Source organism: Streptomyces sp. NPDC014907, from assembly GCF_055562975.1.
On sequence record NZ_JBVHEG010000003.1, the window covers coordinates 180,228 to 206,137 of the forward strand.

Consider the following 25,910-nt stretch of genomic DNA (forward strand, 5'->3'; position numbering starts at 1 on the left):
CCCGGTAACAGGTTCGGCGGTCGGCGCAGCTCTTCCCGTACGTACGTCGGTACGCGCGTACGGTGATCAGCGCCCTCTCAGCCCGGTGCTCCGAGCTCCCGCGTGTGCAAAGGTGCCACCACGCTAACGTCATCCCGGGCGTGCTGAACAGTGGGCCTCCGGCGTTCTTGCGATGATCGGTCGGTGACTTCCCCCCAGCAGACTCCCGAGCCGCACGACCACACCCACGGTCCGGACCCCTCCCACGGCCCTTCCCACGGCCCCGGGCACGGGTCCGGGAACGGGCCGGGGCACGGAGCCGGACACGGGCACACCCACAGTCACGGTCCCGCCGCCCCGGTCTCACGGCACCTGCGCAAGGTCATCGCCGCCGTCCTGATCCCCTTCGCCACCGCCGTCGTGGTCGGGCTCGCGGTCCTGTGGCCCGGCGGCACCCCCGCGCACGAACGCACCGGCGTCGGTTTCGACCGGCAGACCGAGCAGGGGAAGGTCGTCTCCGTCGAGTCCGTCGACTGCAGGGTCGTGAACGTCGGCCAGGTGCCGCCGACCGGGGACACCTCCACCCCGGAGGGGCGCGAGGCGGTCAACGGCCAGCAGGGGCAGTGCGGGAAGGCGACGATCGAGGTCACCACCGGCTCGAACAAGGGACGCCGGTTCACCGAGATCGTGCAGCCCGGAGCACCGCGCCAACTGCACGAGGGTCAGGGCGTGGTGGTGGCGTACGCCCCCGACGCCCCGCACGACCTGCAGTACTCGGTGACGGACGTGAACCGCAAGCTGCCGATGGCGCTGCTCGCCGGCATCTTCGCCCTCGCGGTCGTGGTGGTCGGCCGGTTGCGGGGCCTCATGGCCCTGATCGCGCTGGCCGTGAGCTTCCTCGTCCTGACGTTCTTCATCCTGCCGGCGATCCTGGAGGGGTCCAACCCGCTGATCGTGGCGGTGGTCGGAGCGAGCGCGATCATGCTGATCGCGCTCTACATGTGCCACGGACTCTCGGCCCGGACCTCGGTCGCGGTGCTCGGCACCCTGATCTCGCTGCTGGTGATCGGCCTGCTCGGCTCCCTCTTCATCGGCTGGGCGTCCCTCAGCGGCAACACCGACGACAACACCGGCCTGATCCACGGGCTCTTCCCGGAGATCGACATGTCCGGCCTCCTGCTGGCCGGGGTCATCATCGGATCGCTCGGCGTGCTCGACGACGTGACGGTCACGCAGACGTCGGCCGTCTGGGAGCTCCACCAGGCCGATCCGACCATGGGGCCGCGCGGCCTCTACCGGGCGGGCATCCGGATCGGCCGCGACCACATCGCCTCGGTGGTGAACACGCTGGTACTCGCCTACGCGGGCGCCGCCCTTCCGTTGCTGCTCCTCTTCTCCATCGCGCAGAGCAGCATGGGGACGGTGGCCAACAGCGAGCTGGTCGCCGAGGAGATCGTCCGGACGCTGATCGGTTCGATCGGTCTGGTGGCGTCCGTTCCGGTCACCACGGCGCTCGCGGCCCTGGTGGTCTCCGCCGACCGTACGGAGGGCTCCCGGCCGCCGGGGACGGGCAGCCGGAAGTCCGCTCCGGCACGGGGCGGGCGTCGTCGTCGCGCCAAGTGAGGCACAGGGCCCGGCGGCAGGGCCCGGCGGCAGGGCGGGGCAGGGCCGCGTGCCCCGGTGGCACGGCGGCTTGACGTCACGACGGCCCGGTACCGCGACGGAACGGCATTGATCGCGGACCGACGGTACGAAGGCCCAGGGGTGCGACGGCGCGCCGGCTCGGGGGGACGGCAACGCAGTGGGGCCGGATGTCGGTACGGATCAGGTCGTCCGGTGGCGGGAGGAACCCGGTGACGGAAGGCGCCCGGCTCAGGCGGGCCCGGCGTTCTCCTCGGCCAGAATCCTGCCCAGCGCGGCTTCCAGGTTCCCTTCGAAGTCACCCAGTGTCCGTTCCTGACCGAGCGGAACCAGCTTGTCCGTACGGTCGAGAAAGGCGACGAGCGGTGGTGCGCTGGCCCGGAAGAGGGCCCGGTCGCCGCCGACCTGGAGCCGGATGGTGACGTCCGAGAGCCGCTCGGGTTCCGTGGGGGCGATGTGCACATCACCGTCGCCGCTCGGCCGGTTGATTCCGTCGAGCAGCAGTTCACGGCCGAAGGCCCAGGTGACGGGCGCGTCCCCAGGGAGGTGGAACGTCATGCGCACCGCGTAGGGGTCCCGGGCCTCATACCGCAGTTCGACCGGGATCTTGAAAGAGAGCTCCTCGGAGACGAGGAAGCTCATCAGGACCTCGGCCTGAACCGACTCTCGCATCATGTACCCCGCAGTAGATGGAGCAGTTGTGTAAACACAGCTGCTGAAAGCTGTGACCGAAACGGCCAGGAATGATCCCCCGTGGCCCTCTTGACGCAATCGTGCTGTAAGCACTACCAGATCACAAGGAGTGATTTTTCAGATACTGATAGAGAACACGACCGAACTGAAGAGCGCACCGATCTCTGTACGTAGTCGCTCGATCGCCGGGAGCAACCGGTCTTCCTGATGAAGAGGCAGGGAAATCGCCATCGCGGCCGCCGTGGAGCCCGCGGTGATGGGAATCGCGGCACAGACCGTGCCGAGCGCATATTCCTGACGCTCCACCAGGGGCTCCATTCTCCCCAAACCACCCAAACGCTCCATAAGGGCTTGGCGGTTACGCACCGTGTACGGGGTGATGGATTCCACCGGGTACCGGTCAAGGTGGTCTTGACGAGTTTTCGAATCGAGTTGTCCCAGCAGGCACTGCCCGATCGCATGGGCGTGCGCGGTCTCGCGGAAGTCGGCCCATTCCTCCACGGCGGGAGCGGAGGGGGTGTCGGCGACGGCGACGAGCTCCACCTCCCCCTCGCGGTAGAGGGCGAAGTAGATCGGGACCCCGATCTCGTCCCGCCAGCGGGCGAGAGAATTCTCGATCTTGATGCGACGATTCTGCACAGCTCCGCTGCCGGCCAGTCGGACGGCGGCGTCTCCGAGGAAGAACGCGCCCTTCTCGCGGAGCAGATAGCCCTCGTGCGTCAGGGTGCGGAGCAGGTGGTACGTGGTGGGCAGCGGAAGGCCCGTCTCACGGGCGAGCTGTTTGGCCGGGGCGCCCTCCCGGTGGGAGGCCACCGCCTCCAGGAGTCTCAGCGCTCTCTGCACCGAACCGATCAGAGTAGGCGCGGTCGTCTGCGTAGCTGTGGCCAAAGGTCACCCCCAGGCGTGACGACGGATGCACCGCACCCGCCCGCGGGGGCCGCCCCCGCGCCCGCCGGGCCTGGGAAACCGCTGGTCAGTAAGGAGGCCTACGCCTGTAGTCCCCATCGCGGCGGAGAGATTCCACTGTAGTGGCAGCCCCTGTGTCCCCACCCCGTGCAGCCCGTCCCGTTCCCCCGCCCGGGCTAACACTCTCCAGCGCCGTCATACCGGCGGACGATCGTCGCTACCAGTCCTGGCGCGACCGCTCGGAGGAGCTGAACTTCCGTACGACGTAGAGGAGTCCGGCCACGAGGGCCACGAAGAGCAGCACCTTGAAGAGAAGGCCGATCACCATGGTCAGGACGCTGGTGATCAGTCCCCCGAAGACGAGCAGCGCGAGGGCGGGTATGGCCACCCACCTCACCCACCAGGGTGTCCCCGCGAGAATCTCCCGTACGGCCATCGTCCTGCCTCGCTTCCGCAGATCCGCTCCGCGCACTCCGCGCCGAACACCTCAAGGCTAGGCGGCGGAAGAGGCCCGCGGGGGCCCTGCGGCCCCTGCTCTTCCCTGATCCATCCCCTAGGGGCCCGGTCCTCGCGGACCCCGGGTTCTCGGGGCCGAACCCTCATGGTCTCCGGGGGGGGGCTCAGCCCTCCGGGGGCGAGAAGACCACCATGACCCGCAGGTCCTCGCTGATGTGGTGGAACTTGTGCTCCACCCCGGCCGGCACGTAGACCACGCTGCCGCGTGCCACCTGGGTCGTCTCGGTCCCGACCGTGATCGACGCCCGGCCGCTCACCACGAAGTACACCTCGTCCTGGCGGTGCGGCTGCTGCGGGTCGAGCTCTCCGGCGTCGAGCGCGTACAGGCCGACCGACATGTTCCGCTCCCGCAGGAACTGGAGGTACGCCCCCTTGTTCGCGGCACGCTCCGCCTCCAGCTCGTCCAGTCGGAATGCCTTCATCGTCCGTCCGCCCCTGCCCTCGGCCCGACCGTGTCTGCCACGATCGGGCTCATGATGAATTTCGTGGTCAAGACGCTCGCCAACGCGGGCGCCCTGGGAGTCGCCATCTGGCTGCTCCAGGACATCACCCTGACCGGTGAGAGCACCGGCAGGAAAGCCCTGACGCTCATTCTCGTCGCACTGGTCTTCGGCGTGGTGAACTTCTTGGTGAAGCCTGTCGTCCAGTTGTTCACGCTTCCCCTCTTCATCCTGACGCTCGGCCTGTTCACCCTCGTGGTCAACGCCCTGATGCTGCTCCTCACCTCCTGGCTGGCCGACAAGTTCGACCTCAGCTTCCACGTGGAGGGCTTCTGGACCGCCGTCCTGGGCGGCTTGATCATCTCCGTCGTCTCATGGGCACTGAACGTCGTGCTCCCCGAGAAGGACTGAACCGCCATGACGCACGAGGAACGCGGTCCCGGCGCGCACCGCACGGGCGCCGCCATCGGTGACGGGACACGCGCGGTGCGCGCCGGACTCCCCGACCCCGTGAAGTACGAACCGACCCTCCCGGGCCCGGTCTTCGCCGCGCACTTCCACCTGCCGGGCGAACCAGCCGGCCCGTACACCTACGGCCGTGACGAGAACCCCACCTGGACCCATCTGGAACGGGCGATCGGCGAGCTGGAGGCGCCCGGGGAGGGGGGCGTCGAAACGCTGGTCTTCGCTTCCGGCATGGCCGCGATCTCCGCCGTCCTGCTCTCCCAGCTGAAATCCGGTGACGCGGTGGTCGTGCCCACCGACGGCTACCAGGCCCTGCCCCTTCTCCATGAGCAGCTGAGGGCGTACGGAATCGAGGTTCGCACCGCATCGACCGGTGGGGACAAACAGCTCACCGTGCTCGAAGGTGCCCGGCTGCTCTGGATCGAGACCCCCTCCAATCCGGGGCTCGACGTCTGCGACATCCGCCGTCTGGTGCGCGAGGCCCACGCCGCGGGCGCGCTCGTCGCCGTCGACAACACCCTCGCCACCCCGCTCGGTCAGCGGCCCCTCGAACTGGGCGCGGACTTCTCCGTCGCCAGCGACACCAAGGGCATGACCGGGCACGGCGACGTCCTGCTCGGCCACGTGAGCTGCCGCGACCCCCGGCGGGCGGCGGAGGTGCGGCGCTGGCGCAAGGTCGTCGGCGCCATTCCCGGGCCCATGGAGGCCTGGCTCGCCCACCGTTCGCTCGCCACTCTCCAGCTCCGGATCGACCGGCAGTGCTCCACCGCGCTGGAACTGGCACGGACGCTCGCCGGGCGGCCGGACGTCACCGGTCTGCGCTACCCGGGACTGCCCGGCGACCCCTCGCACACGGTGGCCTCCCGACAGATGCGGCGCTTCGGGCCGGTGGTCTCCTTCGAGCTGGCGAACCGGAAGCGGGCCGAGAGGTTCCTGGAGGAACTGCGGCTCGTGGACGACGCCACCAGTTTCGGCGGGGTGCGTTCCACGGCGGAACGGCGCGGGCGCTGGGGCGGGGACGCGGTCGCGGAGGGCTTCATCCGTTTCTCGGTCGGTGCCGAGGACCCCGAAGACCTGATCGCCGACGTGCTGCGGGCCCTCGACGCGGCGGGGTCCGCCGGCTGAGTCGCGGTGGCGGGTGTCCGCACGGAGCGGGGTGCTTCGGACCTCCTCCCGGCGGCTCGGAGCGCCCTCGTCCCCCGGGGCGGAAACCGCTCGCCCAAGGGCGGCCCGTTCCTTTCACAGGGGCCCAGTGCGTTTCATCCAGTCCCGAACAGGCCATTTTCTCCCCATGACCGAACGGCCTGTGATCAAGCGCACCGCGCGTGCCGTCCTGCTCGACGGAGACGACCTCATCCTCATCAAGCGGACGAAGCCGGGAATGGACCCCTACTGGGTCACGCCCGGAGGCGGCGTGGAGCCTTCCGACGCCACTGTCGTCGAAGCCCTGCACCGTGAGGTCTTCGAAGAGCTGGGAGCCAAGATCACCGACGTGGTGCCCTGTTTCGTCGACACGGTCGAGCACATCGTCGACGGCGGGGTCTCCGGGGTGAAGGTCCAGCACTTCTTCGTGTGCCGGCTCGGTTCCATGGACACCTCGCTGCGTCACGGGCCCGAGATGGAGGAACCCGTCGGCGAGTACGAGATCGTCCGGGTGCCCTTCACGCGGGTCGGGATCGCCGCCGTCCACCTCGTCCCGCTCTCCTTGCGTCATTACCTCGACGGCAACATCGAGGGCGTTCGCGCGATGCACGCCCCGGACCTCGGCTGACGGACACCGCAGGGGCCGGTGCGGCCGGGAAGCCGTACCGGCCGCCCTCCCAGCCACCCGCTGTCCGCAACGCGTCCGGATGCGACGAGGCACCGTGGGGAGGCGGTGGAAGGGGCGGACCGGTGGCACGGACCGAAGGGCGTGACCGAGATGCGTGCGGTTTCACGTGAAACGTCGCCCGTGTCTCCTCACCCGTAGCCCCTCGGACCGAAGTGAGGATGGGCCGGGAACGGTCCGATCCTGTAAAGCGGTGGACGGAAGATCGTCGCTTCGGACAGCCTGACGTACATGCCGACTCCTCCCTCCGCGCTCTCGCACCTTCCCATTCGGCCGCTCATCCCTGCGGACCTGCTCGCCTGCTCCGATCTCGCCGAAGACAGAGGCTGGCCACGGGAAGAGCACAAGTGGGGACTCCTGCTCGCCGCCGGCACCGGGTACGGCATCGACGCCCCCGACGGCGAGGGGCTGCTCGCCTGCTGCGTGGTCACCTCGTACGGCCCGGGGCTCGCCGCGATCGGCATGGTGCTCGTCGCCGAACGGTACGCGCGCCAAGGGGTGGGGCGACGGCTCATGCGGTACGTCCTGGAGCAGTCCGGTAACACGCCGCTCACCCTGTACGCCACGGCGAACGGACAGCCGCTCTACGAGCAGCTGGGTTTCACGCAGACGGCCCGTTCGGAGATGGTGAGAGGGCGCTTCACCTTCGCCGTACCGGCCCCGGACGTGCCCGTCCGTCCGGCGACGGCGGAGGACCTGCAGGCGATCCTCCGCCTGGACCTGGAGGTCTTCGGCCTCGACCGCACCCATGTGATCGCCCGCCTTCCCGCGTTCGCGGACCACCTCAGGGTCGCGGAGCAGGACGGCGGGATCACCGGCTTCGCGGCGGCCTGGCCCAACATGGACACCCATGTCGTCGGGCCGCTGGTCGCCCGGGACACGGCCACGGCCGGGGCCCTGATCGCCTCCCTGGCCGCCGTCACCGACCGTCCCCTGCGCACGGACGTCGACACACGCCACACGAACCTGCTGCGCTGGCTGAAGGAGAACGGCGTCGGCTCGATCGCCACGACATCCGTGATGGTCCGCTCCCTCCCCGATCTGCCGGGAGACTGGCGCCGCCGCTTCGCTCCTCTGACGGTCGCGGCCGGATAGCTTCTCCGCGCTCACGGACGGGTGCTCCCCCGCCACCGGCCCGGCATCGGAGTTCTCCGTTCCCCGGGCCTCTCAGGCCTCCCGGGACCAAATTTACTTGCAGGCGCCCATTATTTCGCCTCTTCCTCTACCCTGGGTGTCCAAGCCGCTTCGGCGTCGAGGAGAGACCGAGGAGAGACCATGACCGCGACGGACCCCGCACTCACGGCGCTCTCCCAGCGCTGGTGCGCCCTCTCCCTCCTGCACGGCAGGATCGAGTCCCACATCGAGCGCGCCCTGGAGTCCCGTCACGGCCTGAGCGTGCGGGAGTACTCGCTCCTCGACGTCCTCAGCCGCCAGCACAGCGGGCCCGGCGGCCATCTCCAGATGAAGCAGGTCGCCGACGCGGTCGTGCTCAGCCAGAGCGCCACCACCCGGCTCGTCACCCGGCTCGAGGACCGAGGGCTGCTCACCCGGTACCTCTGTGCCACCGACCGGCGCGGCATCTACACCGATGTGACCGAGGCGGGTCTGAAACTCCTCGAAGAGGCTCGTCCCACCAACGACAGCGCCCTGCGCGAAGCCCTCGACGAGGCCGCGAAGAACCCGGAGCTGGCCCCGCTGGTCCATGTGGTGGAAGGCGCGGACGCTTCCGTATGAGCGTCGCCGGGAGCCGGCTGAACGTACGCTGCGTTCCATGAGTGATCTTGAGATACGTCCGGCCACCGTGGACGACCTCCCGGCCATCGTCGCCCTGCTCGCCGACGACCCCCTGGGCGCGCGGCGCGAGTCCCCCGACGACCTCACCCCGTACCTCGCCGCCTTCGACCGCCTGGCGAACGATCCCCACCAGCACGTCATGGTGGCCGCCCGCGGCGGCAAGGTCGTGGGCACCCTGCAGCTGACGGTCGTCCCGGGGCTCTCCCGCCGGGGCAGTACCCGTTCGATCATCGAGGCCGTTCGCGTCCACGCCGACGAACGCGGCAACGGCCTGGGGACTCAGTTCATCGAGTGGGCCGTCGAGGAGTCCCGCCGCCAAGGCTGCCGGCTCGTGCAGCTGACGTCCGACGCCACCCGCTCCGACGCCCACCGCTTCTACGAGCGCCTCGGCTTCGTGGGCTCCCACGTGGGCTTCAAGAAGGAACTCTGACCCGTTCCCCGGTGTGCCCGGTGCGTCGGACGTCGAGTCCGGCGCACCGTTTCACGTGAAACACCGGGGCGGTTCAGAGGCCGCGCCAACCCGCCTCGTCCACGCCTCCGGGCACCGCGTCCCCCGGTTCGTACGGTTCCCGGGTGAAGACGAAGGAGCCGAGGTCCAGGTGGCTCACGCTCCCGTCAGGCCGCCGTACGACCTGGAGCCGCTCCCCCTCGTAGTAGCCGTTCAGTCCGACCCAGCCGCCTTCGGGAAGCTCCCGGAACCGGGCGCGCCTCCCGGCGCCCCTCAGGGGTTCGAGGGTCACACCGCGACCGGGGCCGAGCCGCAGGCCGTACGCGTACGTGCCCCAGTACCAGGTCCCGGTCAGCGACAGCAGTTCCGCGTCGACCTCGGCCGCGGGAAGGGGTCGCCACGGCTCGGGGAGCCTCGGCTCGGCCTCCGCCACGATCCGTACGAGATCGGCGGCCACGGCCCCCACCAGCGGTCCTGAAGTGGCATTGGAGAGAACGATGCCCGCGAGGCCGTCCTCCACGCCCACCCACAGGCAGGCGACGAAGCCGGGGAGGGAGCCGGTGTGACCGATTAGGGTCCGGCCGTCCCCGCGGAGAAGCTGGAGACCGAGTCCATAGCTTCCCTCCCATTCGCCTTCGCCGGGGGCGGAGGCCGGAGCACGCATCTCCATCACGGAGTCCGCGCCGAGCACCCGCTCGTCCCCCTCCGAGAGGAACGCGGCGAAGCGCGCGAGATCGGCCGCCGTCGACCAGAGCTGCCCCGCCGGCGCCATCAGACCGAGGTGCTCGGACGGTTCCGGCAGCATCACATCGGCCCAGGGGTGCACCGCCCAGCCACCGGCGTGAGGGGCCACGGGCTCCAGCGTCGTGCGGGCCATACCCAACGGCTCCAGGATCTCGCGCCGCAGCGACTCCTCCCAGGAGCGCCCCCGGACCTCCTCTACCAGCGAACCGAGCAGGGTGTAACCGGGGTTGGAGTAGTGGTGGCGTCGCCCCGGAGCCTGGAGGAAGGGGCGTTCCCCGAGAACGTCGGCCAGCTCCGGCCGCAGCTCGGCGGACGAGCGCTCCCACCACGGGCCGGGAGTCTCGGCCGCGAGGCCACCGCCGTGACCGAGCAGTTGGCGGACCGTCACCTCTCCGACGCGCGTCCCCTTGAGGTGCCGTTCCAGCGGGTCGTCCAGCCGGAGGAGTCCCTCGTCCCGCAACCGCATCACCAGGACGGCGGTGAACACCTTGGTGATCGAACCGATCCTGAACTGCGTGTCGGCGTCGGGAGCGTGGCCGTCCACGCAACTGCGGGAGCCGCTCCACACCATCGCCCCGTCACGGACGACCGCCCCCACGAGCGAGGGCGTCCGCCCTTCGGCCTGGGCCACCGCGACCCGGTGCAACAGGGCCCGCTCGGTACCGGGCAGCAAGGCTTCGAAAGATGTCGTCATGAGCCCATCCAACGCGATGCACCGCCTCCGCGGCCCCACGATGTGCCGGACTTCCGCCTCCGCGTAGAGCGCGGAGGCGCGCGCCTCCCTCAGTCCAGGCAGAACTCGTTGCCCTCGACGTCCTGCATCAAGAGGCACGACTCGTTGACCCCGTCGGCGAGCAGGAGCTGCCCGCGTACGGCGCCGAGCGCGACCAACCGCGCGCATTCGGCCTCGAGCGCGGCGAGGCGCTCTTCACCCACGAGTCCGGTACCGACCCGCACGTCGAGGTGAACGCGGTTCTTGACGACCTTCCCTTCGGGAACGCGCTGGAAGTACAGCCGCGGGCCCTCACCCGAGGGGTCGGCACAGGAGAACCACGCGTCCCGCTCCTCGGCCGGCAGCGAACCGTTGTAATCGGCCCACGTGGCGAATCCCTCCGGCGGGGACGGAGGGACGTATCCCAACACCTCGCACCAGAAACGGCCCATGCGCTCGGGCTCCGCGCAGTCGAAGGTGACCTGGAACTTCCTGATCGTCGTCATCGGGCCACCATAATGGCGCGTCCTCTGGGGCGGGAGCCCGGAATTTCCCGCACACGGAGGGGCGCGGACGGCTCTGCGGCCCCGGGGCCCGGGCCCCGGGCCCCGCCCCGGACCGTGGCCGCCGTCCGCACCGAGAACCGGCGCGGACGAGTCCGGTCCGGGGCGGGGCCCGGAAGGCCTTCGGGAGGCTCCTCCCCGGTACCGCGCACTGTTGCGGCGACCGCTCGCGCGCGAAACCACCCGCCGCTTCCGGTGCGACGAACACGTGGAACGTGCTGCGCAGCAGCCGGGCCGTCAGGTCTGCGCCATGTCCACGAAACGGGAGTAGTGCCCCTGGAAGGCGACGGTGATGGTGGCCGTCGGGCCGTTTCGGTGCTTGCCCACGATGATGTCCGCCTCGCCCGCGCGCGGGGACTCCTTCTCGTAGGCGTCCTCGCGGTGCAGCAGGATCACCATGTCGGCGTCCTGCTCGATCGAGCCGGACTCGCGCAGGTCGGAGACCATCGGCTTCTTGTCGGTGCGCTGTTCGGGGCCACGGTTCAGCTGGGAGAGCGCGATCACCGGAAGTTCCAGCTCCTTGGCGAGGAGCTTGAGGTTTCGCGACATGTCGGAGACCTCCTGCTGGCGACTCTCCTGGCGCTTCGAGCCGCCCGACTGCATGAGCTGGAGGTAGTCGATGATGACGAGCTTGAGGCCGTTGCGCTGCTTGAGCCGCCGGCACTTCGCCCGGATCTCCATCATCGACAGGTTGGGGGAGTCGTCGATGTAGAGCGGGGCCTGGGAGACGTCCGGCATCCGGCGGGCCAGGCGCGTCCAGTCCTCGTCGGTCATCGTGCCGGAGCGCATGTGGTGGAGCGCGACCCTGGCCTCTGCTGAGAGCAGGCGCATCGCGATCTCGTTGCGGCCCATTTCGAGGGAGAAGATGACGCTGGGCAGGTTGTGCTTGATGGAGGCCGCGCGGGCGAAGTCCAGGGCGAGGGTCGACTTACCCATGGCGGGACGGGCCGCGATGATGATCATCTGGCCGGGGTGCAGTCCGTTGGTCAGCGAGTCGAGGTCGGTGAAGCCGGTCGGCACACCGGTCATCTCGCCGCTGCGGGACCCGATCGCCTCGATCTCGTCGAGCGCCCCCTCCATGATGTCGCCGAGCGGCAGGTAGTCCTCGGTGGTGCGCTGCTCGGTGACCGCGTAGATCTCGGCCTGGGCCGAGTTCACGATCTCGTCGACGTCCCCGTCGGCCGCGTACCCCATCTGCGTGATCTTGGTGCCCGCCTCGACCAGGCGGCGCAGGACGGCGCGCTCGTGGACGATCTCGGCGTAGTACGAGGCGTTGGCCGCGGTCGGTACCGACTGGACCAGGGTGTGGAGGTAGGAGGCCCCGCCGACCCGGGTGATCTCGCCGCGCTTGGTGAGTTCGGCGCCCACCGTGATCGGGTCGGCCGGCTCGCCCTTGGCGTAGAGGTCGAGGATCGCGGCGTACACGGTCTCGTGCGCGGGCTTGTAGAAGTCGTTGCCCTTGATGATCTCCACGACGTCCGCGATGGCGTCCTTGGAGAGCAGCATGCCGCCGAGGACGGACTGCTCGGCGTCGAGGTCCTGCGGGGGAACGCGCTCGAAACCGGAGAGCCCGCCGTCCCACGGGCCGTCGCCGCCCCGCTCGTGCTGGTCGTCCCGGCCGCGACCGCGACCGCGTCCTTCGCCACGGGTACGGGTGGGCAGCCGGTCGCTCGGTCCGCTGTCGGCCCAGGGGTCGTCCATGGGCTCGGAAACAACGCTCACCAAGCCACCTCCTCCGTCCGCTCCGCGGACCTCGCCGTGCCACTCTTTCACGCCACGGCCTTGGTCAGAGAGTGGCTTCGCGACCGCTTCCGGGGCGTCGGGCGCCGGTCCACGGTAGGCCTGTGGAGGGCTCCAGCCAATCTGGTTATCCACAGGCCCTGTGGGTGAATGACCAGATGCTGTGGAGAACTCGCCGGTTCCTGTGCACGGAACGGGGGACAGCCATGTGGACAAACTCATAGCGGTTCCTTCACTGCCGCCCTGACCTGCACTTTCCCCATCCACGGGCTGTGGGGGAGAAAAAGTTGCCCCGTGCGCCCAAGATCAGAACAAACAGCTCACTCCCCCGGCCTCCCCTTCTCCACAAGTAAGGATCACTAGCGTCTTGCATCGCTTACCTGTGGAAGATTAGATTGACCCCCATGAGTCAGGCTCCCGCGACCCCCAAGGCCGTCCGCCGTCGGCACGACCGCGAGATCGTCTCCCTCGCCCTGCCGGCCTTCGGCGCCCTCGTCGCCGAGCCGCTCTTCCTCATGGTCGACAGCGCCATCGTCGGCCATCTCGGCACCCCGCAGCTCGCCGGCCTCGCGATCGCCGCGGCACTGCTGTCCACCGCCGTCAGCGTCTTCGTCTTCCTCGCCTACGCGACCACGGCGGCCGTCGCCAGACGTGTGGGTGCGGACGACCTCCCGGCCGCCATCCGGCAGGGCATGGACGGCATCTGGCTCGCGCTTCTCCTCGGCGCCGCCGTCGTCGCGCTGACCCTTCCCTCCGCTCCCTGGCTCGTCGGCCTGTTCGGGGCCTCCGACACCGCCGCTCCGTACGCCGTCACCTATCTGCGGATCTCCAGCCTCGGCATCCCCGCCATGCTGGTGGTCCTGGCCGCCACCGGCGTCCTGCGCGGCCTCCAGGACACCCGTACGCCGCTCTACGTGGCGATCGGCGGCTTCGCGGCCAACGGCGCGCTCAACCTCGGACTGGTCTACGGCGCCGGACTCGGCATCGCGGGCTCCGCCTGGGGAACGGTCATCGCCCAGTGCGGCATGGCCGCCGTGTACCTCACCGTCGTCGTGCGGGGCGCCCGTCGCCACGGGGCCTCCCTGCGACCCGACGCGGCCGGCATCCGGGCGTCCGCCCGGGCCGGGGTCCCGCTCCTCGTCCGCACCCTCTCGCTCCGCGCGGTCCTGATGATCGCCACGGCCGTCGCCGCGCGGCTGGGCGACACCGAGGTCGCCGCCCACCAGATCATCCTGTCCCTGTGGAGCCTGATGGCCTTCGCCCTGGACGCGATCGCCATCGCGGGCCAGGCCATCATCGGCCGTCACCTGGGCGCGAACGATCCGGACGGCGCCCGGCGGGTCTGCCGCCGCATGGTCCAGTGGGGCGTGGTCTCCGGTGTGGTCCTGGGTGCGCTCCTGGTCCTCGCCCGGCCCCTGTTCGTCCCGTTCTTCACCGGCGACACCGCGGTCCGGGAGACCCTGCTCCCCGCTCTGCTCGTGGTCGCGCTCTCCCAGCCGGTCGCCGGGGTGGTCTTCGTTCTCGACGGCGTCCTGATGGGCGCGGGGGACGGCCCCTACCTGGCCCGGGCCATGCTGCTGACCCTCGCCGTCTTCGCCCCGGCCGCCCTCCTGGTGCCGGTGCTCGGCGGCGGACTCACCGCCCTGTGGTGGGCGATGGCGCTGATGATGACGGTCCGGATGCTGACCCTCTGGTTCCGCTCCCGCTCGGGCCGCTGGATCGTCACGGGCGCCGTCCGCTGAGCCGACGGAGCTTCGCGGGGGCCCGTTTCACGTGAAACGGCGGAAACAACGCGGGGACAACAGGGCGACAGGGCGACAGGGGGCAACGGAAACGGCAGGAACGCCGGAAGGGCCGCACCCCGGGGGGTGCGGCCCTTCCTCACTGCACATGCACTGCCGGGGGCAGCGTTACGCGGCGACGACCTCGACGCCGAGCTTCGCGGCGACCTCGGGGTGCAGACGCACGGACACCTGGTGCGAGCCCAGGGTCTTGATCGGCGAACCGAGCTCGACGCGACGCTTGTCGACGTCCGGGCCACCCGCGGTCTTGATCGCCGAGGCGATGTCGGCCGGGGTCACGGAGCCGAAGAGACGGCCGGCGTCGCCGGAGCGAACGGCCAGGCGCACCTTCGTGCCCTCGAGCCGGGCCTTGATCTCGTTGGCCTGCTCGATGGTCGCGATCTCGTGGATCTTGCGGGCGCGGCGGATCTGCGCCACGTCCTTCTCGCCGCCCTTGGTCCAGCGGATCGCGAAACCGCGCGGGACCAGGTAGTTGCGAGCGTAGCCGTCCTTGACGTCGACGACATCGCCGGCGGCACCGAGGCCAGAGACCTCGTGGGTGAGGATGATCTTCATTTTTCGGTCACCCTTCCCTTATCGCGCGGTGGACGTGTAGGGCAGCAGCGCCATCTCACGGCTGTTCTTGACGGCCGTGGCGACGTCACGCTGGTGCTGCGTGCAGTTGCCGGTCACGCGGCGGGCACGGATCTTGCCACGGTCGGAAATGAACTTCCGCAGCATGTTCGTGTCCTTGTAGTCCACGTACGCGGTCTTGTCCTTGCAGAACGCGCAGACCTTCTTCTTAGGCTTGCGCACAGGCGGCTTCGCCATGGTGTTTCTCCTGTGTGATCAAGAAGTTTTGGGTACGAGCTGCTTCCGGGGCGTGCCCTAGAAGGGGGGCTCGTCCGAGTAGCCGCCGCCGGAGTTCCCACCCCAGCCACCACCGCCGCCGGCGGCCTGCTGGCCGCCGCCGGAGGGAGCGCCGGTCGCCCACGGGTCGTCGGCGGGAGCACCGCCGCCGCCCTGCTGGCCACCGCCGGAGTTTCCGCCCCAGCCGCCACCGCCGCCGGCCTGCTGCCCGCCGCCGTATCCGCCCTGGCCGCCGCGACCGGTGGTCTTGGTGACCTTGGCCGTGGCGTTCTTGAGGCTGGGGCCGACTTCCTCGACGTCCAGCTCGTAGACCGTGCGCTTGACGCCCTCACGGTCCTCGTAGGACCGCTGCTTCAGCCGGCCCTGCACGACGACGCGCATGCCTCGCTGAAGCGACTCGGCGACGTTCTCCGCCGCCTGACGCCAGACCGAGCAGGTGAGGAAGAGGCTCTCGCCGTCCTTCCACTCGTTGGTCTGGCGGTCGAAGGTGCGGGGGGTGGACGCGATACGGAACTTCGCGACCGCCGCACCGGACGGGGTGAAGCGCAGCTCGGGGTCGTCGACAAGATTGCCGACGACCGTGATGACGGTCTCGCCTGCCATGGGGGAACCTCTCGGCGGGATTGCTTCTGGCTGCTGTGCTGCTACTCGGACCCGATGACCTCTGAGCTAGAAGCTCAGTGGGTCTCGGGACGGAGGACCTTGGTCCGGAGGACCGACTCGTTCAGGTTGAGCTGTCGGTCGAGCTCCTTGACGACCGCAGGCTCGGCCTGCAGGTCGATGACCGAGTAGATGCCCTCGGGCTTCTTCTTGATCTCGTAGGCGAGACGACGACGGCCCCAGGTGTCGACCTTCTCGACCTTTCCGTTGCCCTCACGGACGACGGAGAGGAAGTTCTCGATCAGCGGGGAGACAGCGCGCTCCTCGAGATCGGGGTCGAGGATGACCATCACCTCGTAGTGACGCATGTGGAACCCACCTCCTTTGGACTCAGCGGCCACGGTCGTTCCGTGGCAGGAGGGTCGTGATGCGTGAACAACGGTATCCGCCACCACTGACAGCGCCCCCCGCCGAACACGTCGGGAGGGAACACCGCCGGAATCCCGGAGGGACCTGGGCAGACACCGGTGCAGACCGTACAGCGTACCCGTACAACCGCTTCCGGTTGAAATTCCCTGGTGAAAGGCCGCAATCTGGACACAATGAACGTCGGCGGCGCTAGGATGCGCCGCCTTCCGGCAAGCACGCCTGGAGGTGCCCCATGGCACACGCAATGCGACGCGACCCCGGCCACTCCCTCTTCGCCACCGACGGCAGGCCCCACCCGCTCCAGGACACCCTGGTCGGCGTGACGCTGGTCCTGGGCGTCCTGGCCTTCGTGACCGCGCAGTTCCACGGCCTCCACCTGCTCAGCTCCTGGACAGGGCTGATCGGCATCCTGACCGGCGGGTACGGGCAGTTCGTCTCCGTGACGACCCGCGAGCGCTTCTTCCTGATCGTCGGCCTGGGCGCGGCGGGGGTGGGCTTCTTCCTCGGCATGGCCCACGGCGGCCTCTTCAACGGCGTCATCAACTGAACCGGCCGGACGGCACGGCCCCCGCACCATCCCCTCCCGCACTCGGACACGGCCCCCTTACCCGCGCCTCCCGCACCCCGTCCCGAGGACCCGGACGGCCCAGCCCGTCCCCGTCCGGAGGACCCCGCCCGAACCCCGGAGGCCCACCCGGGAGGCCCCCGGCCGAAGCCGTCCGGAGCGGTGGCCCGTCCGCCGGACCAGGGCTCCGGCGGCACGGCCGGGCCCGCACAGACATACGGGGCGCTCCCCGGTCACAGTAGGCTTCGGCGCGAGAGCCGGAGCCCCTGACCGATGGGGACACACCTGCCGAGGAGCGCCCCGCATGAGCCTGACCCTGAGGACCATCAGCCGTGAGCAGCATCTGGCGTACATCCAGAGCCAGCCCGCCGCGAGCCACTGCCAGGTCCCGGCATGGGCCGATGTGAAGACCGAATGGCGTTCGGAGAACCTCGGCTGGTTCGACAGGAACGGCGAACTCGTCGGCGCCGGCCTCGTGCTCTACCGCCAGCTCCCGAAGATCAAGCGCTACCTGGCCTACCTGCCCGAGGGCCCGGTCATCAACTGGTACGCGCCCAACCTGGACGAGTGGCTGCAGCCCATGCTGGCGCACCTCAAGCAGCAGGGCGCCTTCTCGGTCAAGATGGGTCCGCCGGTCGTCATCCGCCGCTGGGACTCGGCCGCCATCAAGGCCGGAATCCAGAACCCGGACGTCAAGCGCCTCAAGGACGTCGAGGCCACCCACATCGAGCCGCGCGCCTTCGAGGTCGCGGACCGGCTGCGCAAGATGGGCTGGCAGCAGGGCGAGGACGGCGGCGCCGGCTTCGGCGACGTGCAGCCCCGCTACGTCTTCCAGGTCCCGCTCGCCAACCGCTCGCTCGACGACGTCCTCAAGGGATTCAACCAGCTGTGGCGCCGCAACATCAAGAAGGCCGAGAAGGCCGGCGTCGAGGTCGTCCAGGGCGGTTACGAGGACCTGGCCGAGTGGCAGCGGCTGTACGAGATCACGGCCGTCCGCGACCACTTCCGGCCGCGTCCGCTCTCGTACTTCCAGCGCATGTGGACCGTCCTCAACAGCGAGGACCCCAACCGCATGCGGCTGTACTTCGCCCGCCACAACGGGGTGAACCTGTCGGCCGCGACCATGCTCGTCGTCGGCGGGCACGTCTGGTACTCCTACGGCGCCTCCGACAACATCGGCCGTGAGGTCCGGCCCTCGAACGCGATGCAGTGGCGGATGCTGCGCGACGCCTACGCGATGGGCGCGACCGTCTACGACCTGCGGGGCATCTCGGACTCCCTGGACGAGACCGACCACCTCTTCGGGCTCATCCAGTTCAAGGTGGGCACGGGCGGCGAGGCCGTCGAGTACGTCGGCGAGTGGGACTTCCCGCTGAACAAGCTGCTGCACAAGGCGCTCGACATCTACATGTCGCGCCGCTGACCGCCGTCCGCGTCACGGCCCGCGCCGTGACGCGGACGGTTCCGTACTCTCGTACGTACCTTTGACTCATCGCTGCCGTCAGAAAGGTTCCGGGCCGGCCATGGCGCTCTCCCTCTACGTCGACACCGCGCGCTGGCGGGCGCACCAGAAGTCGGTCATCGACCAGTTCCCCGGGATCATCCCGGTCTGCAAGGGCAACGGCTACGGCTTCGGGCACGAGCGCCTCGCGGACGAGGCGGCCCGGTTCGGTGCCGACATGCTCGCCGTGGGCACCACCTACGAGGCCGCGAAGATCAAGGACTGGTTCAGCGGCGACCTGCTGGTCCTCACTCCCTTCCGCCGGGGTGAGGAACCGGTTCCGCTGCCCGACCGGGTCGTGCGTTCGGTGTCCTCGGTGGACGGCGTCCACGCCCTCGTGGGCGCCCGGGTCGTGATCGAGTGCATGAGCTCGATGAAGCGGCACGGCGTGCGCGAGGAGGAACTGCACCAGCTCCACGCCGCCATAGAGGACGTGCGACTGGAGGGTTTCGCCCTCCACCTCCCGCTGGACCGCCCCGACGGCACCGACGCCGTCGAGGAGGTCATCTCCTGGATGGACCGGCTGCGGAACGCCCGGCTGCCGCTGCACACCATGTTCGTGAGCCACCTGCGGGCCGAGGAACAGGCGCGGCTCCAGCAGCAGTTCCCGCAGACCCGCTTCCGCGCCCGGATCGGCACCCGGCTCTGGCTGGGCGACCACGAGGCCACGGAGTACCGGGGCGCGGTCCTCGACGTGACCCGGGTCGCCAAGGGCGACCGGTTCGGCTACCGCCAGCAGAAGGCCGCGTCCGACGGCTGGCTGGTCGTCGTCGCCGGCGGCACCTCGCACGGCGTGGGCCTGGAGGCCCCCAAGGCGATGCACGGCGTCATGCCGAGGGCCAAGGGCGTCGCCCGCGCCGGTCTCGCCACCGTCAACCGGAACCTGTCGCCGTTCGTCTGGGCGGGGAAGCAGCGCTGGTTCGCCGAGCCGCCGCACATGCAGGTGTCGATCCTGTTCGTGCCCGCCGACGCCCAGGAGCCCCGGGTCGGCGACGAACTGGTGGCGCACCTGCGCCACACCACGACGCAGTTCGACCGCCTCGTCGAGCGCTGAGGACGGGCCGGCCGGACGCGTCGCCGCTCCGGCCGGGACCGCTCATCCCCGGGAGTCCCGCTCCCGGAGAACGCCCCACTCCACCCGTGTCCCCTCCTCGGGGTCCGGGCCGGCGTGCCGGGTCCCCCGGGCCGCGCCGCCCGCGACGAAGACGTCCCGCGCACCGTCCAGGACGCCTCCGGAGGGATCGTCCGAGCCGTCCCGCCGGACCGGGTCCTTCTCGGGCGCCAGGATGTCGCGCACCACCACCGCGCACAGGTACAGGGTGCCGAGCAGGTGCAGGACGATCGCGAACTGGTAGCCGTCCTCCGGCAGCCCCTGCTTGTTGCCGCTGCCCGTGAACGCCAGGTACATCCAGGTGCCGAGGAAGTACATGACCTCGCACGCCTGCCAGATCAGCAGGTCCCGCCAGCGGGGCCGGGCGAGGACGGCCAGCGGGACCAGCCACAGGACGTACTGCGGCGAGTAGACCTTGTTGGTCAGCGCGAACGCGGCGACGACCAGGAAGGCCAGCTGGACGAGACGGGGTCGGCGGGGGGCCGTGAACGCGAGGTGGGCGAGGCCGGCCACCGCCACCGCCATCAGCAGCATCGCGTACAGGTTGGCCCGGTCCGGGGGGATCGGATCGCCCGTGCGCCGGCCGACGAGCAGCCAGACCGAGCCGAAGTCGACGTTCCGGCGCGTGCTGAAGAGGTAGAACTGCTTCCAGCCCTCCGGCGCGAGCAGCATCACCGGCAGGTTCACGACCAGCCAGGCTCCCGCGAAACCGAGCAGCGCGGCCCCGTACGCCCGCCACTTACCGGCGCGCCAGCAGAGCAGCAGCAGCGGGCAGAGGATCAGGACCGGGTAGAGCTTGGCCGCGGTGGCCAGGCCCAGCAGGACGCCGAAGACGGCCGGCCGGCTCCGCGACCACATCAGGACGGCGGCGGCGGTCAGCGCCACGGCCAGCAGGTCCCAGTTGATCGTGGCGCTGAGGGCCACCGCGGGCGAGAGGGCGACCAGGAGGCCGTCCCAGGGGCGGTGGCGGTGCGTCCGCGCCACGCAGACCGCGAGGACGGCCGCGCAGACCATCAGCAGGCCGGCGTTGGCCAGCCAGTACGCCTGCTCCCGCTGCGTCACGTCGCCGCCGCCCGGCGTCAGCCAGGCCGCGACCTCCATGAAGAGCCCGGTCAGGACGGGGTACTCCAGGAACGGTATGTCGCCGCTCAGCCGGTCGAAGTACGGCACCAGGCCGTCCGCGAAGCCGCGCCCGGTGAAGAGGTGCGGGATGTCCGAGTAGCAGGCGTGGGTGTACTGGGAGGTCGCGCCCCGGAACCAGGCCCAGTTGTAGCAGGGCAGCTTCTGGACCATGCCCAGGGCGAACATGCCGATGGCCACGAGGACGACCACGCGCACCGGCGCCGGACGGCCGGTGCCGGGCAGCGCCCGGCGGCCGTAGGGGCCGCCGATCAGTTCGCTGCCCGCGGCGGCCACCTCGTCCCGGTGGGTGGGCGCGACCGTCCGCGGTCGGCCCGGCGCGCTCGTCTTCTGGAGGCTCGGCATGGGGACATCCTGCCGTACGCCTTCCGGGAAAACGGCGAGGGCCGCCGCGTCCGGCCCGTACGGAAGGTACGGGCCGGACGCGACGGCCCCGGAAGAACGCCCCGGCCTAGGGGGACCAGGCCCCGTCGCCGGGTTTGCCGCCGCCCCCGCCGGGCCAGCCGCCTCCGCCTCCGCTGTCGTCCGTGGGAGTGCCGGTCGCCGTCGGCTCCCCGGTGTCGGTCGGCGTGCCGGTGGGCTCTCCGGTGTTGCCGCCCGGGTTGCCCGGCTGGTAGCAGTCCGGGTCCCAGATGCTGCAGGTCGTCTTGCCCGGCTTCGGCGTCCTGGACGTCGGGGGAGTCCTCGTCGGGGTGGCCGGGGGAGTCGTCGTCGGCGCCTTCGTGGTCGGCGTCTCCGTGGGCGTCGGGGTGGCCGTCGGCGTCGGGGTGGCCGTGGGCGACGGCGTCGCACCGCCTCCGAAGACCGGTACGGCGCCTTCCAGCTTCTCCGGCTTGGGGAAGTCCACCTTCGGGTCCTTCGCGACGGCTTCGCTCATGTAGTCGCGCCAGATCTGCGAGGGGAACGACGAACCGTGGATCGTCACCTGTCCGCCCGTGCCGTACATCTTCTCGAACTCGCGGTTCTTCTTCGTGTCGTCGTCGTCGTAGCGGTACATGTCGATCGCCGTCGCCACCTGCGCGGTGTACCCCACGAACCAGGCCGACCGGTTCTCGTCGGTCGTACCGGTCTTGCCGGCGACGGCGCGGCCGGGAAGCCGCGCCTTCCGGCCGGTGCCCTCGTCGTCCTCGACGACGTCCCGCAGCACGTCGGTGACGTTGCCGGCGATGGCCGGGCTGAAGGCCTGCTCGGTTTCCGCCTTGTGCTCGATGGTGACGCCGTTCTTCACCACGCTCTGCACGGAGTAGGGGTCGTTCTGCTTGCCCTGGTTGGCGAAGGTCGCGTAGGCACCGGCCATGCGGATGGCGCTCGGGCTGGAGATGCCGAGGGAGAACGAGGGGACCTCGCCCTTGACGAGCGAGCTCTCCAGCAGGCCGGCGCGCTTGGCCGCGTCGCGGACCCGGTCGATGCCCACGTCCATGCCGAGCTGCACGTACGGCGAGTTGGCGGACTTGATCATGGCCCTGCGCAGCGAGATGTTGCCGTAGTCCTCCTGGCCGTCATTGGTCTGACGCCATTCCTCGCCCTTCTCGTTGTGCCAGATCTCGCCGTTGTACTTCCGGACCACCAGCCCGTTCTTGCCGGAGTAGAGGCTCTTGTCCAGGTCGACGATCTTCCGGGTGGACGCGTCCTGGTCCGCTCCCAGCTCCTTGTCCCGCACGCCGTCCTTCAGGGCGGAGGCGAGGACGAAGGGCTTGAACGTCGATCCGACCATGGCGCCGGTGGCGTCGGCGTTGTTGGTGAAGTGCTTGGTGGCGTCGACACCGCCGTAGAGAGCGAGGATCTTGCCCGTGGCCGTGTCGACGGAGGCGCCGCCGAACTGGACGTTGGTGTCCGTCTTGGGCCGCTTCACGGGGTCGATGTGCTCGTCCAGGACCTTCTTGACCGACTTCTCGAGCGCGGCGACCTTGTTCTTGTCGAAGGTCGTGTAGATCTCGTACCCGCCGCGCTCGAGCTCCTGCTCGCTGATGTTGAACTGGGTCTTGATGTTCGCCTTGGCGGTCCTGACCAGATAACCGATCTGGCCGCCCAGGTTGGCGCTCTGACCGGGCTTCTGGAGCTTGGGGAAGGTGGTGTACTTCGCCCGTTCCTCGGCCGTGAGGTGGCCGTCGTTCCTCATCTCGTCGAGGATCCACCGCCACCGCTTGGTGGCCCGTTCGGTGTTCTTCTCGGGCGTGGCCTGGGAGTCGATCTCGGGGTAGCCCGCCGGGTCGTAGTACGTCGCGCCCTTCAGCACCGCGGCGAGCAGTGCCGACTGGCTGGGGTCGAGATCCGCGGCGTCCTTGTTGAAGTAGGCGCGGGCCGCGGCCTGGATGCCGTAGGCACCGCGCCCGTAGTACGCGGTGTTCAGGTACCCGGCCATGACCTTCTCCTTCTTGACCTCGTTGCCGACCTTCATGGCGATGAAGAGTTCCTTCACCTTCCGGCTGAGGGTCTGCGACTGGTCGTCGAGGAGGTTGTTCTTCACGTACTGCTGGGTGATCGTCGAACCGCCCTGGGTCTCGCCGCCCCTGGCCATGTTCCACACGGCGCGGCCGATGCCCATCGGGTCGACGCCGGAGTCGTCCCAGAAGGTCTTGTTCTCCGCCGAGACCACCGCTTCCTGCATGGACTTGGGGATCTTCGCGAGGGGAACGATCTGGCGGTTGGCACCGCTGCCCGTCGCGACCATGCGGCTCTTGTCGGCCCAGTAGTAGATGTTGTTCTGCGACTTCGAGGTCTTGGCCTCGTCGGGGACCTCCACCTGCGAGTACGCGAAGGCCGCCGCGCCCATCAGGCTCGCCGCGAAGAACAGGAAGGTGCCCGTCACGAGCTTCCACGAGGGCAGCCAGCGGCGCCAGCCGTACTTGTTGTGGCGCGGGTAGTCGATGAACCGCTTCTTGCCGGGCGGACGGCCGCCGTCGCCGCCCCCCGGACCGCCGCCGCGCCCGCCGCCGCCCCCGCGCCGGCCGCCCCCGGACCCGCCGGGGCCGGAGCCGGCCGCTCCCTTGCGCCGGCTGCCGCGCTGGGCGGCACGGCGCGCCTCCGCGCGCCCGCCGTAGGGACGCTCCTCCTCCCCGTGGAAGGAAGGAGGTCCGTACGAGGCCGAGGGGGCCCCCGTGCCGAATTCCTGGGCCGGGGCCGGCCTGCGGCCCACCGGCTGCTGGGCAGCGCGCCGTGCCGCCGCGCGACCACCCGTCGGCGGCTGCTGCGGCGGCATTTTGCGACGATGCTCGCTCATCGAACGACTACTCCTCGGGCAGGCGCGCACGCCTGGAAGCGGCAGTTGAGTTCCGGTCCCCCCGAAATGCGCACAGCGGGGGCCCCATCGGGGGTCCCACCGTGCCGCAGCCGGTCACCCCGAGAACTGACGCCCCAGGGCATCGCTCGGTTCCCGGTGGTCTGCATGCCGCACAGACTACGCACGGCCAAAAACCACCTACAGATGAACTTCACCCCAAACCGGGCAAGTCGATCGGCTCGAATTGCCGATGTGACGCCGGTCACGGCGCCACGGGTTGTCGACGCAGAGTGGCCGCTCTATCGTGCTGATGTATCGAGTCGATACATCAGCACGGCATAAGGGCACGGGAAGCGAAGGAGGCGACGGATGAGCAGACGCTCCGGCATCCTCGAATTCGCCGTCCTCGGCCTGCTGCGCGAGGCCCCCATGCACGGGTACGAGCTGCGGAAGCGCCTCAACACCTCGCTGGGCGTCTTCCGGGCCTTCAGCTACGGAACGCTGTATCCCTGCCTCAAGACGCTGGTCGCAAACGGCTGGTTGATCGAGGAGCCGGGCAGCGCCCCGGAGGAGGCCCTCGCCACGACGCTCGCGGGACGCCGGGCGAAGATCGTCTACCGGTTGACGCCGGAAGGTAAGGAGCGCTTCGAGGAGCTCCTCTCCCACACCGGTCCGGACTCCTGGGAGGACGAGCACTTCGCCGCCCGCTTCGCCTTCTTCGGGCAGACCGAGCGCGAGGTGCGGATGCGGGTGCTCGAAGGCCGCCGCAGCCGGCTCGAGGAGCGCCTGGAGAAGATGCGCGCCTCCCTCGCCCGCACCCGTGAGCGCCTCGACGACTACACGCTTGAGCTTCAGCGCCACGGCATGGAGTCCGTGGAGCGCGAAGTGCGCTGGCTGAACGGGCTCATCGAGAGCGAGCGGGCGGGACGGGACCGGCGATCCGGCCCCGGTGCCGCCGCTCCGCACGACAACGAATCTGCAGAAACGGGCGGCCTGCCCCGGCACGGGGGCAGTACCCGGCCGGATCCGTCCGACGACACCGCCAAGTGAAGCCCCGCGCACAGCGGGGCTTCCAGAACACACAGGGAGCAACCGGAATGGGTTCGGTTCGCGTAGCCATCGTCGGCGTGGGCAACTGCGCCGCCTCGCTGGTCCAGGGCGTCGAGTACTACAAGGACGCCGACCCGGCGGCCAAGGTGCCCGGCCTGATGCACGTCCAGTTCGGCGACTACCACGTCGGTGACGTCGAGTTCGTCGCCGCCTTCGACGTCGACGCGAAGAAGGTCGGCCTCGACCTCTCCGACGCCATCGGCGCCAGCGAGAACAACACCATCAAGATCTGCGACGTCCCGAACAAGGGCGTCACGGTCCAGCGCGGTCACACCCTCGACGGTCTCGGCAAGTACTACCGCCTGACCATCGAGGAGTCCGCCGAGGAGCCCGTCGACGTCGTCCAGATCCTCAAGGACCGCCAGGTCGACGTCCTCGTCTGCTACCTCCCCGTGGGTTCCGAGGAAGCGGCGAAGTTCTACGCCCAGTGCGCCATCGACGCCAAGGTCGCCTTCGTCAACGCCCTTCCGGTCTTCATCGCCGGCACCAAGGAGTGGGCCGACAAGTTCACCGAGGCGGGCGTGCCGATCGTCGGTGACGACATCAAGTCGCAGGTCGGCGCGACCATCACGCACCGTGTGATGGCGAAGCTGTTCGAGGACCGCGGTGTCCGTCTCGAGCGCACCATGCAGCTCAACGTCGGCGGCAACATGGACTTCAAGAACATGCTGGAGCGCGACCGTCTGGAGTCCAAGAAGATCTCCAAGACGCAGGCCGTCACCTCGCAGATCCCCGACCGCGAGCTGGGCGAGAAGAACGTCCACATCGGCCCGTCCGACTACGTGGCCTGGCTGGACGACCGCAAGTGGGCGTACGTGCGCCTCGAGGGCCGCGCCTTCGGCGACGTTCCGCTGAACCTGGAGTACAAGCTCGAGGTGTGGGACTCCCCGAACTCGGCGGGTGTCATCATCGACGCCCTGCGCGCCGCGAAGATCGCCAAGGACCGGGGCATCGGTGGCCCCATCCTCTCCGCGTCGAGCTACTTCATGAAGTCCCCGCCGGTGCAGTACTTCGACGACGAGGCGTACGCGAACGTCGAGAAGTTCATCAAGGGCGAGGTCGAGCGCTGAGCAGGCCGCACTCCTGACGATCGAGGGTCCCCGGAGCACTGCCC

The 25,910-nt window shown here is 69.7% G+C and carries 26 protein-coding genes; 13 read left to right on the top strand and 13 right to left on the bottom strand.

Features of this window, described 5'->3' with window-relative positions; all coding sequences use genetic code 11:
• Window positions 1–183 precede the first annotated feature (183 nt).
• Window positions 184–1,602, top strand: coding sequence for a YibE/F family protein (locus ACZ3IL_RS09990; RefSeq protein WP_467388484.1), 1,419 nt, complete (start codon window positions 184–186; stop codon window positions 1,600–1,602).
• 249 nt (window positions 1,603–1,851) lie between these two features.
• On the opposite strand, the gene ACZ3IL_RS09995 is transcribed toward ACZ3IL_RS09990, so the two are convergent.
• From ACZ3IL_RS09995 to ACZ3IL_RS10010, 4 genes are all read right to left on the bottom strand, one after another.
• Window positions 1,852–2,292: an SsgA family sporulation/cell division regulator gene (locus ACZ3IL_RS09995; protein ID WP_467389272.1), complete on the bottom strand. Its 441-nt coding sequence runs from the start codon at window positions 2,290–2,292 to the stop codon at window positions 1,852–1,854.
• A 138-nt stretch (window positions 2,293–2,430) separates the two neighbouring features.
• Complete coding sequence (locus ACZ3IL_RS10000; RefSeq protein ID WP_467388485.1) at window positions 2,431–3,201, bottom strand: IclR family transcriptional regulator; 771 nt, start codon at window positions 3,199–3,201, stop codon at window positions 2,431–2,433.
• 235 nt (window positions 3,202–3,436) lie between these two features.
• Complete coding sequence (locus ACZ3IL_RS10005) at window positions 3,437–3,655, bottom strand: DUF5326 family protein (protein ID WP_467388486.1); 219 nt, start codon at window positions 3,653–3,655, stop codon at window positions 3,437–3,439.
• Between the two features lie 184 nt (window positions 3,656–3,839).
• On the bottom strand, window positions 3,840–4,157 hold the full coding sequence (locus ACZ3IL_RS10010; RefSeq protein WP_392158733.1) for a cupin domain-containing protein: 318 nt from the start codon (window positions 4,155–4,157) through the stop codon (window positions 3,840–3,842).
• 51 nt (window positions 4,158–4,208) lie between these two features.
• Here ACZ3IL_RS10010 and ACZ3IL_RS10015 point away from each other — a divergent pair, with 51 nt between their 5' ends.
• The 6 genes from ACZ3IL_RS10015 to ACZ3IL_RS10040 all read left to right on the top strand — a co-directional run bounded on the left by ACZ3IL_RS10015 (window position 4,209) and on the right by ACZ3IL_RS10040 (window position 8,692).
• A complete protein-coding gene (locus tag ACZ3IL_RS10015) occupies window positions 4,209–4,586 on the top strand; it encodes a phage holin family protein (RefSeq protein WP_467388488.1) in 378 nt (125 codons plus the stop codon).
• 6 nt (window positions 4,587–4,592) lie between these two features.
• Window positions 4,593–5,765, top strand: a complete 1,173-nt coding sequence (locus tag ACZ3IL_RS10020; RefSeq protein ID WP_467388489.1) for a cystathionine gamma-lyase — start codon at window positions 4,593–4,595, stop codon at window positions 5,763–5,765.
• 166 nt (window positions 5,766–5,931) lie between these two features.
• On the top strand, window positions 5,932–6,411 hold the full coding sequence (locus ACZ3IL_RS10025) for an NUDIX domain-containing protein (RefSeq protein ID WP_467388491.1): 480 nt from the start codon (window positions 5,932–5,934) through the stop codon (window positions 6,409–6,411).
• Window positions 6,412–6,699: 288 nt separating this feature from the next.
• Window positions 6,700–7,563: a GNAT family N-acetyltransferase gene (locus ACZ3IL_RS10030; protein WP_467388492.1), complete on the top strand. Its 864-nt coding sequence runs from the start codon at window positions 6,700–6,702 to the stop codon at window positions 7,561–7,563.
• A 180-nt stretch (window positions 7,564–7,743) separates the two neighbouring features.
• Window positions 7,744–8,202 (top strand): MarR family winged helix-turn-helix transcriptional regulator, encoded by a 459-nt coding sequence (locus ACZ3IL_RS10035; protein WP_467388493.1) that lies wholly within the window; start codon window positions 7,744–7,746, stop codon window positions 8,200–8,202.
• 37 nt (window positions 8,203–8,239) lie between these two features.
• The gene (locus tag ACZ3IL_RS10040; protein WP_467388494.1) at window positions 8,240–8,692 is read left to right on the top strand and encodes a GNAT family N-acetyltransferase; all 453 of its coding nucleotides are present in this window, start codon (window positions 8,240–8,242) and stop codon (window positions 8,690–8,692) included.
• Between the two features lie 73 nt (window positions 8,693–8,765).
• On the opposite strand, the gene ACZ3IL_RS10045 is transcribed toward ACZ3IL_RS10040, so the two are convergent.
• From ACZ3IL_RS10045 to dnaB, 3 genes are all read right to left on the bottom strand, one after another.
• Window positions 8,766–10,148, bottom strand: a complete 1,383-nt coding sequence (locus tag ACZ3IL_RS10045) for a serine hydrolase domain-containing protein (RefSeq protein WP_467388495.1) — start codon at window positions 10,146–10,148, stop codon at window positions 8,766–8,768.
• 89 nt (window positions 10,149–10,237) lie between these two features.
• Window positions 10,238–10,672 (bottom strand): VOC family protein, encoded by a 435-nt coding sequence (locus ACZ3IL_RS10050; RefSeq protein ID WP_467388496.1) that lies wholly within the window; start codon window positions 10,670–10,672, stop codon window positions 10,238–10,240.
• 294 nt (window positions 10,673–10,966) lie between these two features.
• Window positions 10,967–12,430, bottom strand: a complete 1,464-nt coding sequence (gene dnaB, locus ACZ3IL_RS10055) for a replicative DNA helicase (RefSeq protein WP_467389274.1) — start codon at window positions 12,428–12,430, stop codon at window positions 10,967–10,969.
• A 443-nt stretch (window positions 12,431–12,873) separates the two neighbouring features.
• Between dnaB and ACZ3IL_RS10060 the strand changes: the two genes are divergently transcribed.
• On the top strand, window positions 12,874–14,211 hold the full coding sequence (locus ACZ3IL_RS10060; protein ID WP_467388498.1) for an MATE family efflux transporter: 1,338 nt from the start codon (window positions 12,874–12,876) through the stop codon (window positions 14,209–14,211).
• 168 nt (window positions 14,212–14,379) lie between these two features.
• Here the strand turns inward: ACZ3IL_RS10060 and rplI are convergent, their stop codons facing one another.
• The 4 genes from rplI to rpsF all read right to left on the bottom strand — a co-directional run bounded on the left by rplI (window position 14,380) and on the right by rpsF (window position 16,088).
• The gene (gene rplI, locus ACZ3IL_RS10065) at window positions 14,380–14,826 is read right to left on the bottom strand and encodes a 50S ribosomal protein L9 (RefSeq protein ID WP_121830685.1); all 447 of its coding nucleotides are present in this window, start codon (window positions 14,824–14,826) and stop codon (window positions 14,380–14,382) included.
• An 18-nt stretch (window positions 14,827–14,844) separates the two neighbouring features.
• Window positions 14,845–15,081, bottom strand: a complete 237-nt coding sequence (rpsR, locus tag ACZ3IL_RS10070; protein WP_005315025.1) for a 30S ribosomal protein S18 — start codon at window positions 15,079–15,081, stop codon at window positions 14,845–14,847.
• Window positions 15,082–15,138: 57 nt separating this feature from the next.
• Window positions 15,139–15,723, bottom strand: coding sequence for a single-stranded DNA-binding protein (locus tag ACZ3IL_RS10075; RefSeq protein ID WP_467388501.1), 585 nt, complete (start codon window positions 15,721–15,723; stop codon window positions 15,139–15,141).
• Window positions 15,724–15,797: 74 nt separating this feature from the next.
• Entirely contained in the window at window positions 15,798–16,088 is a 291-nt protein-coding gene (gene rpsF / locus ACZ3IL_RS10080) for a 30S ribosomal protein S6 (RefSeq protein ID WP_015034882.1), read from the bottom strand.
• A 293-nt stretch (window positions 16,089–16,381) separates the two neighbouring features.
• Here rpsF and ACZ3IL_RS10085 point away from each other — a divergent pair, with 293 nt between their 5' ends.
• The 3 genes from ACZ3IL_RS10085 (at window position 16,382) to ACZ3IL_RS10095 (ending at window position 19,269) form a co-directional block, all read left to right on the top strand.
• The gene (locus tag ACZ3IL_RS10085; RefSeq protein WP_467388503.1) at window positions 16,382–16,696 is read left to right on the top strand and encodes a hypothetical protein; all 315 of its coding nucleotides are present in this window, start codon (window positions 16,382–16,384) and stop codon (window positions 16,694–16,696) included.
• A 322-nt stretch (window positions 16,697–17,018) separates the two neighbouring features.
• The gene (locus ACZ3IL_RS10090; RefSeq protein WP_467388505.1) at window positions 17,019–18,137 is read left to right on the top strand and encodes a lipid II:glycine glycyltransferase FemX; all 1,119 of its coding nucleotides are present in this window, start codon (window positions 17,019–17,021) and stop codon (window positions 18,135–18,137) included.
• Between the two features lie 100 nt (window positions 18,138–18,237).
• Window positions 18,238–19,269 carry an alanine racemase gene (locus tag ACZ3IL_RS10095; RefSeq protein WP_467388507.1) on the top strand — a complete coding sequence of 344 codons (1,032 nt, stop codon included), beginning with the start codon at window positions 18,238–18,240 and terminating at the stop codon, window positions 19,267–19,269.
• 42 nt (window positions 19,270–19,311) lie between these two features.
• Here ACZ3IL_RS10095 and ACZ3IL_RS10100 read toward each other — a convergent pair whose 3' ends face one another.
• Together ACZ3IL_RS10100 and ACZ3IL_RS10105 are read right to left on the bottom strand one after the other, a co-directional pair.
• Window positions 19,312–20,811: a glycosyltransferase family 87 protein gene (locus tag ACZ3IL_RS10100; RefSeq protein WP_467388509.1), complete on the bottom strand. Its 1,500-nt coding sequence runs from the start codon at window positions 20,809–20,811 to the stop codon at window positions 19,312–19,314.
• Window positions 20,812–20,917: 106 nt separating this feature from the next.
• Window positions 20,918–23,686, bottom strand: a complete 2,769-nt coding sequence (locus ACZ3IL_RS10105) for a transglycosylase domain-containing protein (RefSeq protein WP_467388511.1) — start codon at window positions 23,684–23,686, stop codon at window positions 20,918–20,920.
• A gap of 369 nt (window positions 23,687–24,055) precedes the next feature.
• On the opposite strand from ACZ3IL_RS10105, the gene ACZ3IL_RS10110 reads away from it, so the two are divergent.
• Both ACZ3IL_RS10110 and ACZ3IL_RS10115 read left to right on the top strand, forming a co-directional pair.
• Complete coding sequence (locus ACZ3IL_RS10110; protein WP_467388513.1) at window positions 24,056–24,736, top strand: PadR family transcriptional regulator; 681 nt, start codon at window positions 24,056–24,058, stop codon at window positions 24,734–24,736.
• Window positions 24,737–24,783: 47 nt separating this feature from the next.
• Window positions 24,784–25,866 (top strand): inositol-3-phosphate synthase, encoded by a 1,083-nt coding sequence (locus tag ACZ3IL_RS10115; protein WP_467388515.1) that lies wholly within the window; start codon window positions 24,784–24,786, stop codon window positions 25,864–25,866.
• The last annotated feature ends 44 nt before the right edge of the window (window positions 25,867–25,910 follow it).

Excerpts from the sequence above, each read along its gene's own strand:
- ACZ3IL_RS09995 (WP_467389272.1), bottom strand. The coding sequence starts at position 2,292 with ATGCGAGAGTCGGTTCAGGCCGAGGTCCTGATGAGCTTCCTCGTCTCC.
- ACZ3IL_RS10005 (WP_467388486.1), bottom strand. The coding sequence starts at position 3,655 with ATGGCCGTACGGGAGATTCTCGCGGGGACACCCTGGTGGGTGAGGTGG.
- ACZ3IL_RS10010 (WP_392158733.1), bottom strand. The coding sequence starts at position 4,157 with ATGAAGGCATTCCGACTGGACGAGCTGGAGGCGGAGCGTGCCGCGAAC.
- ACZ3IL_RS10015 (WP_467388488.1), top strand. The coding sequence starts at position 4,209 with ATGATGAATTTCGTGGTCAAGACGCTCGCCAACGCGGGCGCCCTGGGA.
- ACZ3IL_RS10020 (WP_467388489.1), top strand. The coding sequence starts at position 4,593 with ATGACGCACGAGGAACGCGGTCCCGGCGCGCACCGCACGGGCGCCGCC.
- ACZ3IL_RS10025 (WP_467388491.1), top strand. The coding sequence starts at position 5,932 with ATGACCGAACGGCCTGTGATCAAGCGCACCGCGCGTGCCGTCCTGCTC.
- ACZ3IL_RS10030 (WP_467388492.1), top strand. The coding sequence starts at position 6,700 with ATGCCGACTCCTCCCTCCGCGCTCTCGCACCTTCCCATTCGGCCGCTC.
- ACZ3IL_RS10035 (WP_467388493.1), top strand. The coding sequence starts at position 7,744 with ATGACCGCGACGGACCCCGCACTCACGGCGCTCTCCCAGCGCTGGTGC.
- ACZ3IL_RS10040 (WP_467388494.1), top strand. The coding sequence starts at position 8,240 with ATGAGTGATCTTGAGATACGTCCGGCCACCGTGGACGACCTCCCGGCC.
- ACZ3IL_RS10045 (WP_467388495.1), bottom strand. The coding sequence starts at position 10,148 with ATGACGACATCTTTCGAAGCCTTGCTGCCCGGTACCGAGCGGGCCCTG.
- ACZ3IL_RS10050 (WP_467388496.1), bottom strand. The coding sequence starts at position 10,672 with ATGACGACGATCAGGAAGTTCCAGGTCACCTTCGACTGCGCGGAGCCC.
- dnaB (WP_467389274.1), bottom strand. The coding sequence starts at position 12,430 with ATGGACGACCCCTGGGCCGACAGCGGACCGAGCGACCGGCTGCCCACC.
- ACZ3IL_RS10060 (WP_467388498.1), top strand. The coding sequence starts at position 12,874 with ATGAGTCAGGCTCCCGCGACCCCCAAGGCCGTCCGCCGTCGGCACGAC.
- rplI (WP_121830685.1), bottom strand. The coding sequence starts at position 14,826 with ATGAAGATCATCCTCACCCACGAGGTCTCTGGCCTCGGTGCCGCCGGC.
- rpsR (WP_005315025.1), bottom strand. The coding sequence starts at position 15,081 with ATGGCGAAGCCGCCTGTGCGCAAGCCTAAGAAGAAGGTCTGCGCGTTC.
- ACZ3IL_RS10075 (WP_467388501.1), bottom strand. The coding sequence starts at position 15,723 with ATGGCAGGCGAGACCGTCATCACGGTCGTCGGCAATCTTGTCGACGAC.
- rpsF (WP_015034882.1), bottom strand. The coding sequence starts at position 16,088 with ATGCGTCACTACGAGGTGATGGTCATCCTCGACCCCGATCTCGAGGAG.
- ACZ3IL_RS10085 (WP_467388503.1), top strand. The coding sequence starts at position 16,382 with ATGGCACACGCAATGCGACGCGACCCCGGCCACTCCCTCTTCGCCACC.
- ACZ3IL_RS10090 (WP_467388505.1), top strand. The coding sequence starts at position 17,019 with ATGAGCCTGACCCTGAGGACCATCAGCCGTGAGCAGCATCTGGCGTAC.
- ACZ3IL_RS10095 (WP_467388507.1), top strand. The coding sequence starts at position 18,238 with ATGGCGCTCTCCCTCTACGTCGACACCGCGCGCTGGCGGGCGCACCAG.
- ACZ3IL_RS10100 (WP_467388509.1), bottom strand. The coding sequence starts at position 20,811 with ATGCCGAGCCTCCAGAAGACGAGCGCGCCGGGCCGACCGCGGACGGTC.
- ACZ3IL_RS10105 (WP_467388511.1), bottom strand. The coding sequence starts at position 23,686 with ATGAGCGAGCATCGTCGCAAAATGCCGCCGCAGCAGCCGCCGACGGGT.
- ACZ3IL_RS10110 (WP_467388513.1), top strand. The coding sequence starts at position 24,056 with ATGAGCAGACGCTCCGGCATCCTCGAATTCGCCGTCCTCGGCCTGCTG.
- ACZ3IL_RS10115 (WP_467388515.1), top strand. The coding sequence starts at position 24,784 with ATGGGTTCGGTTCGCGTAGCCATCGTCGGCGTGGGCAACTGCGCCGCC.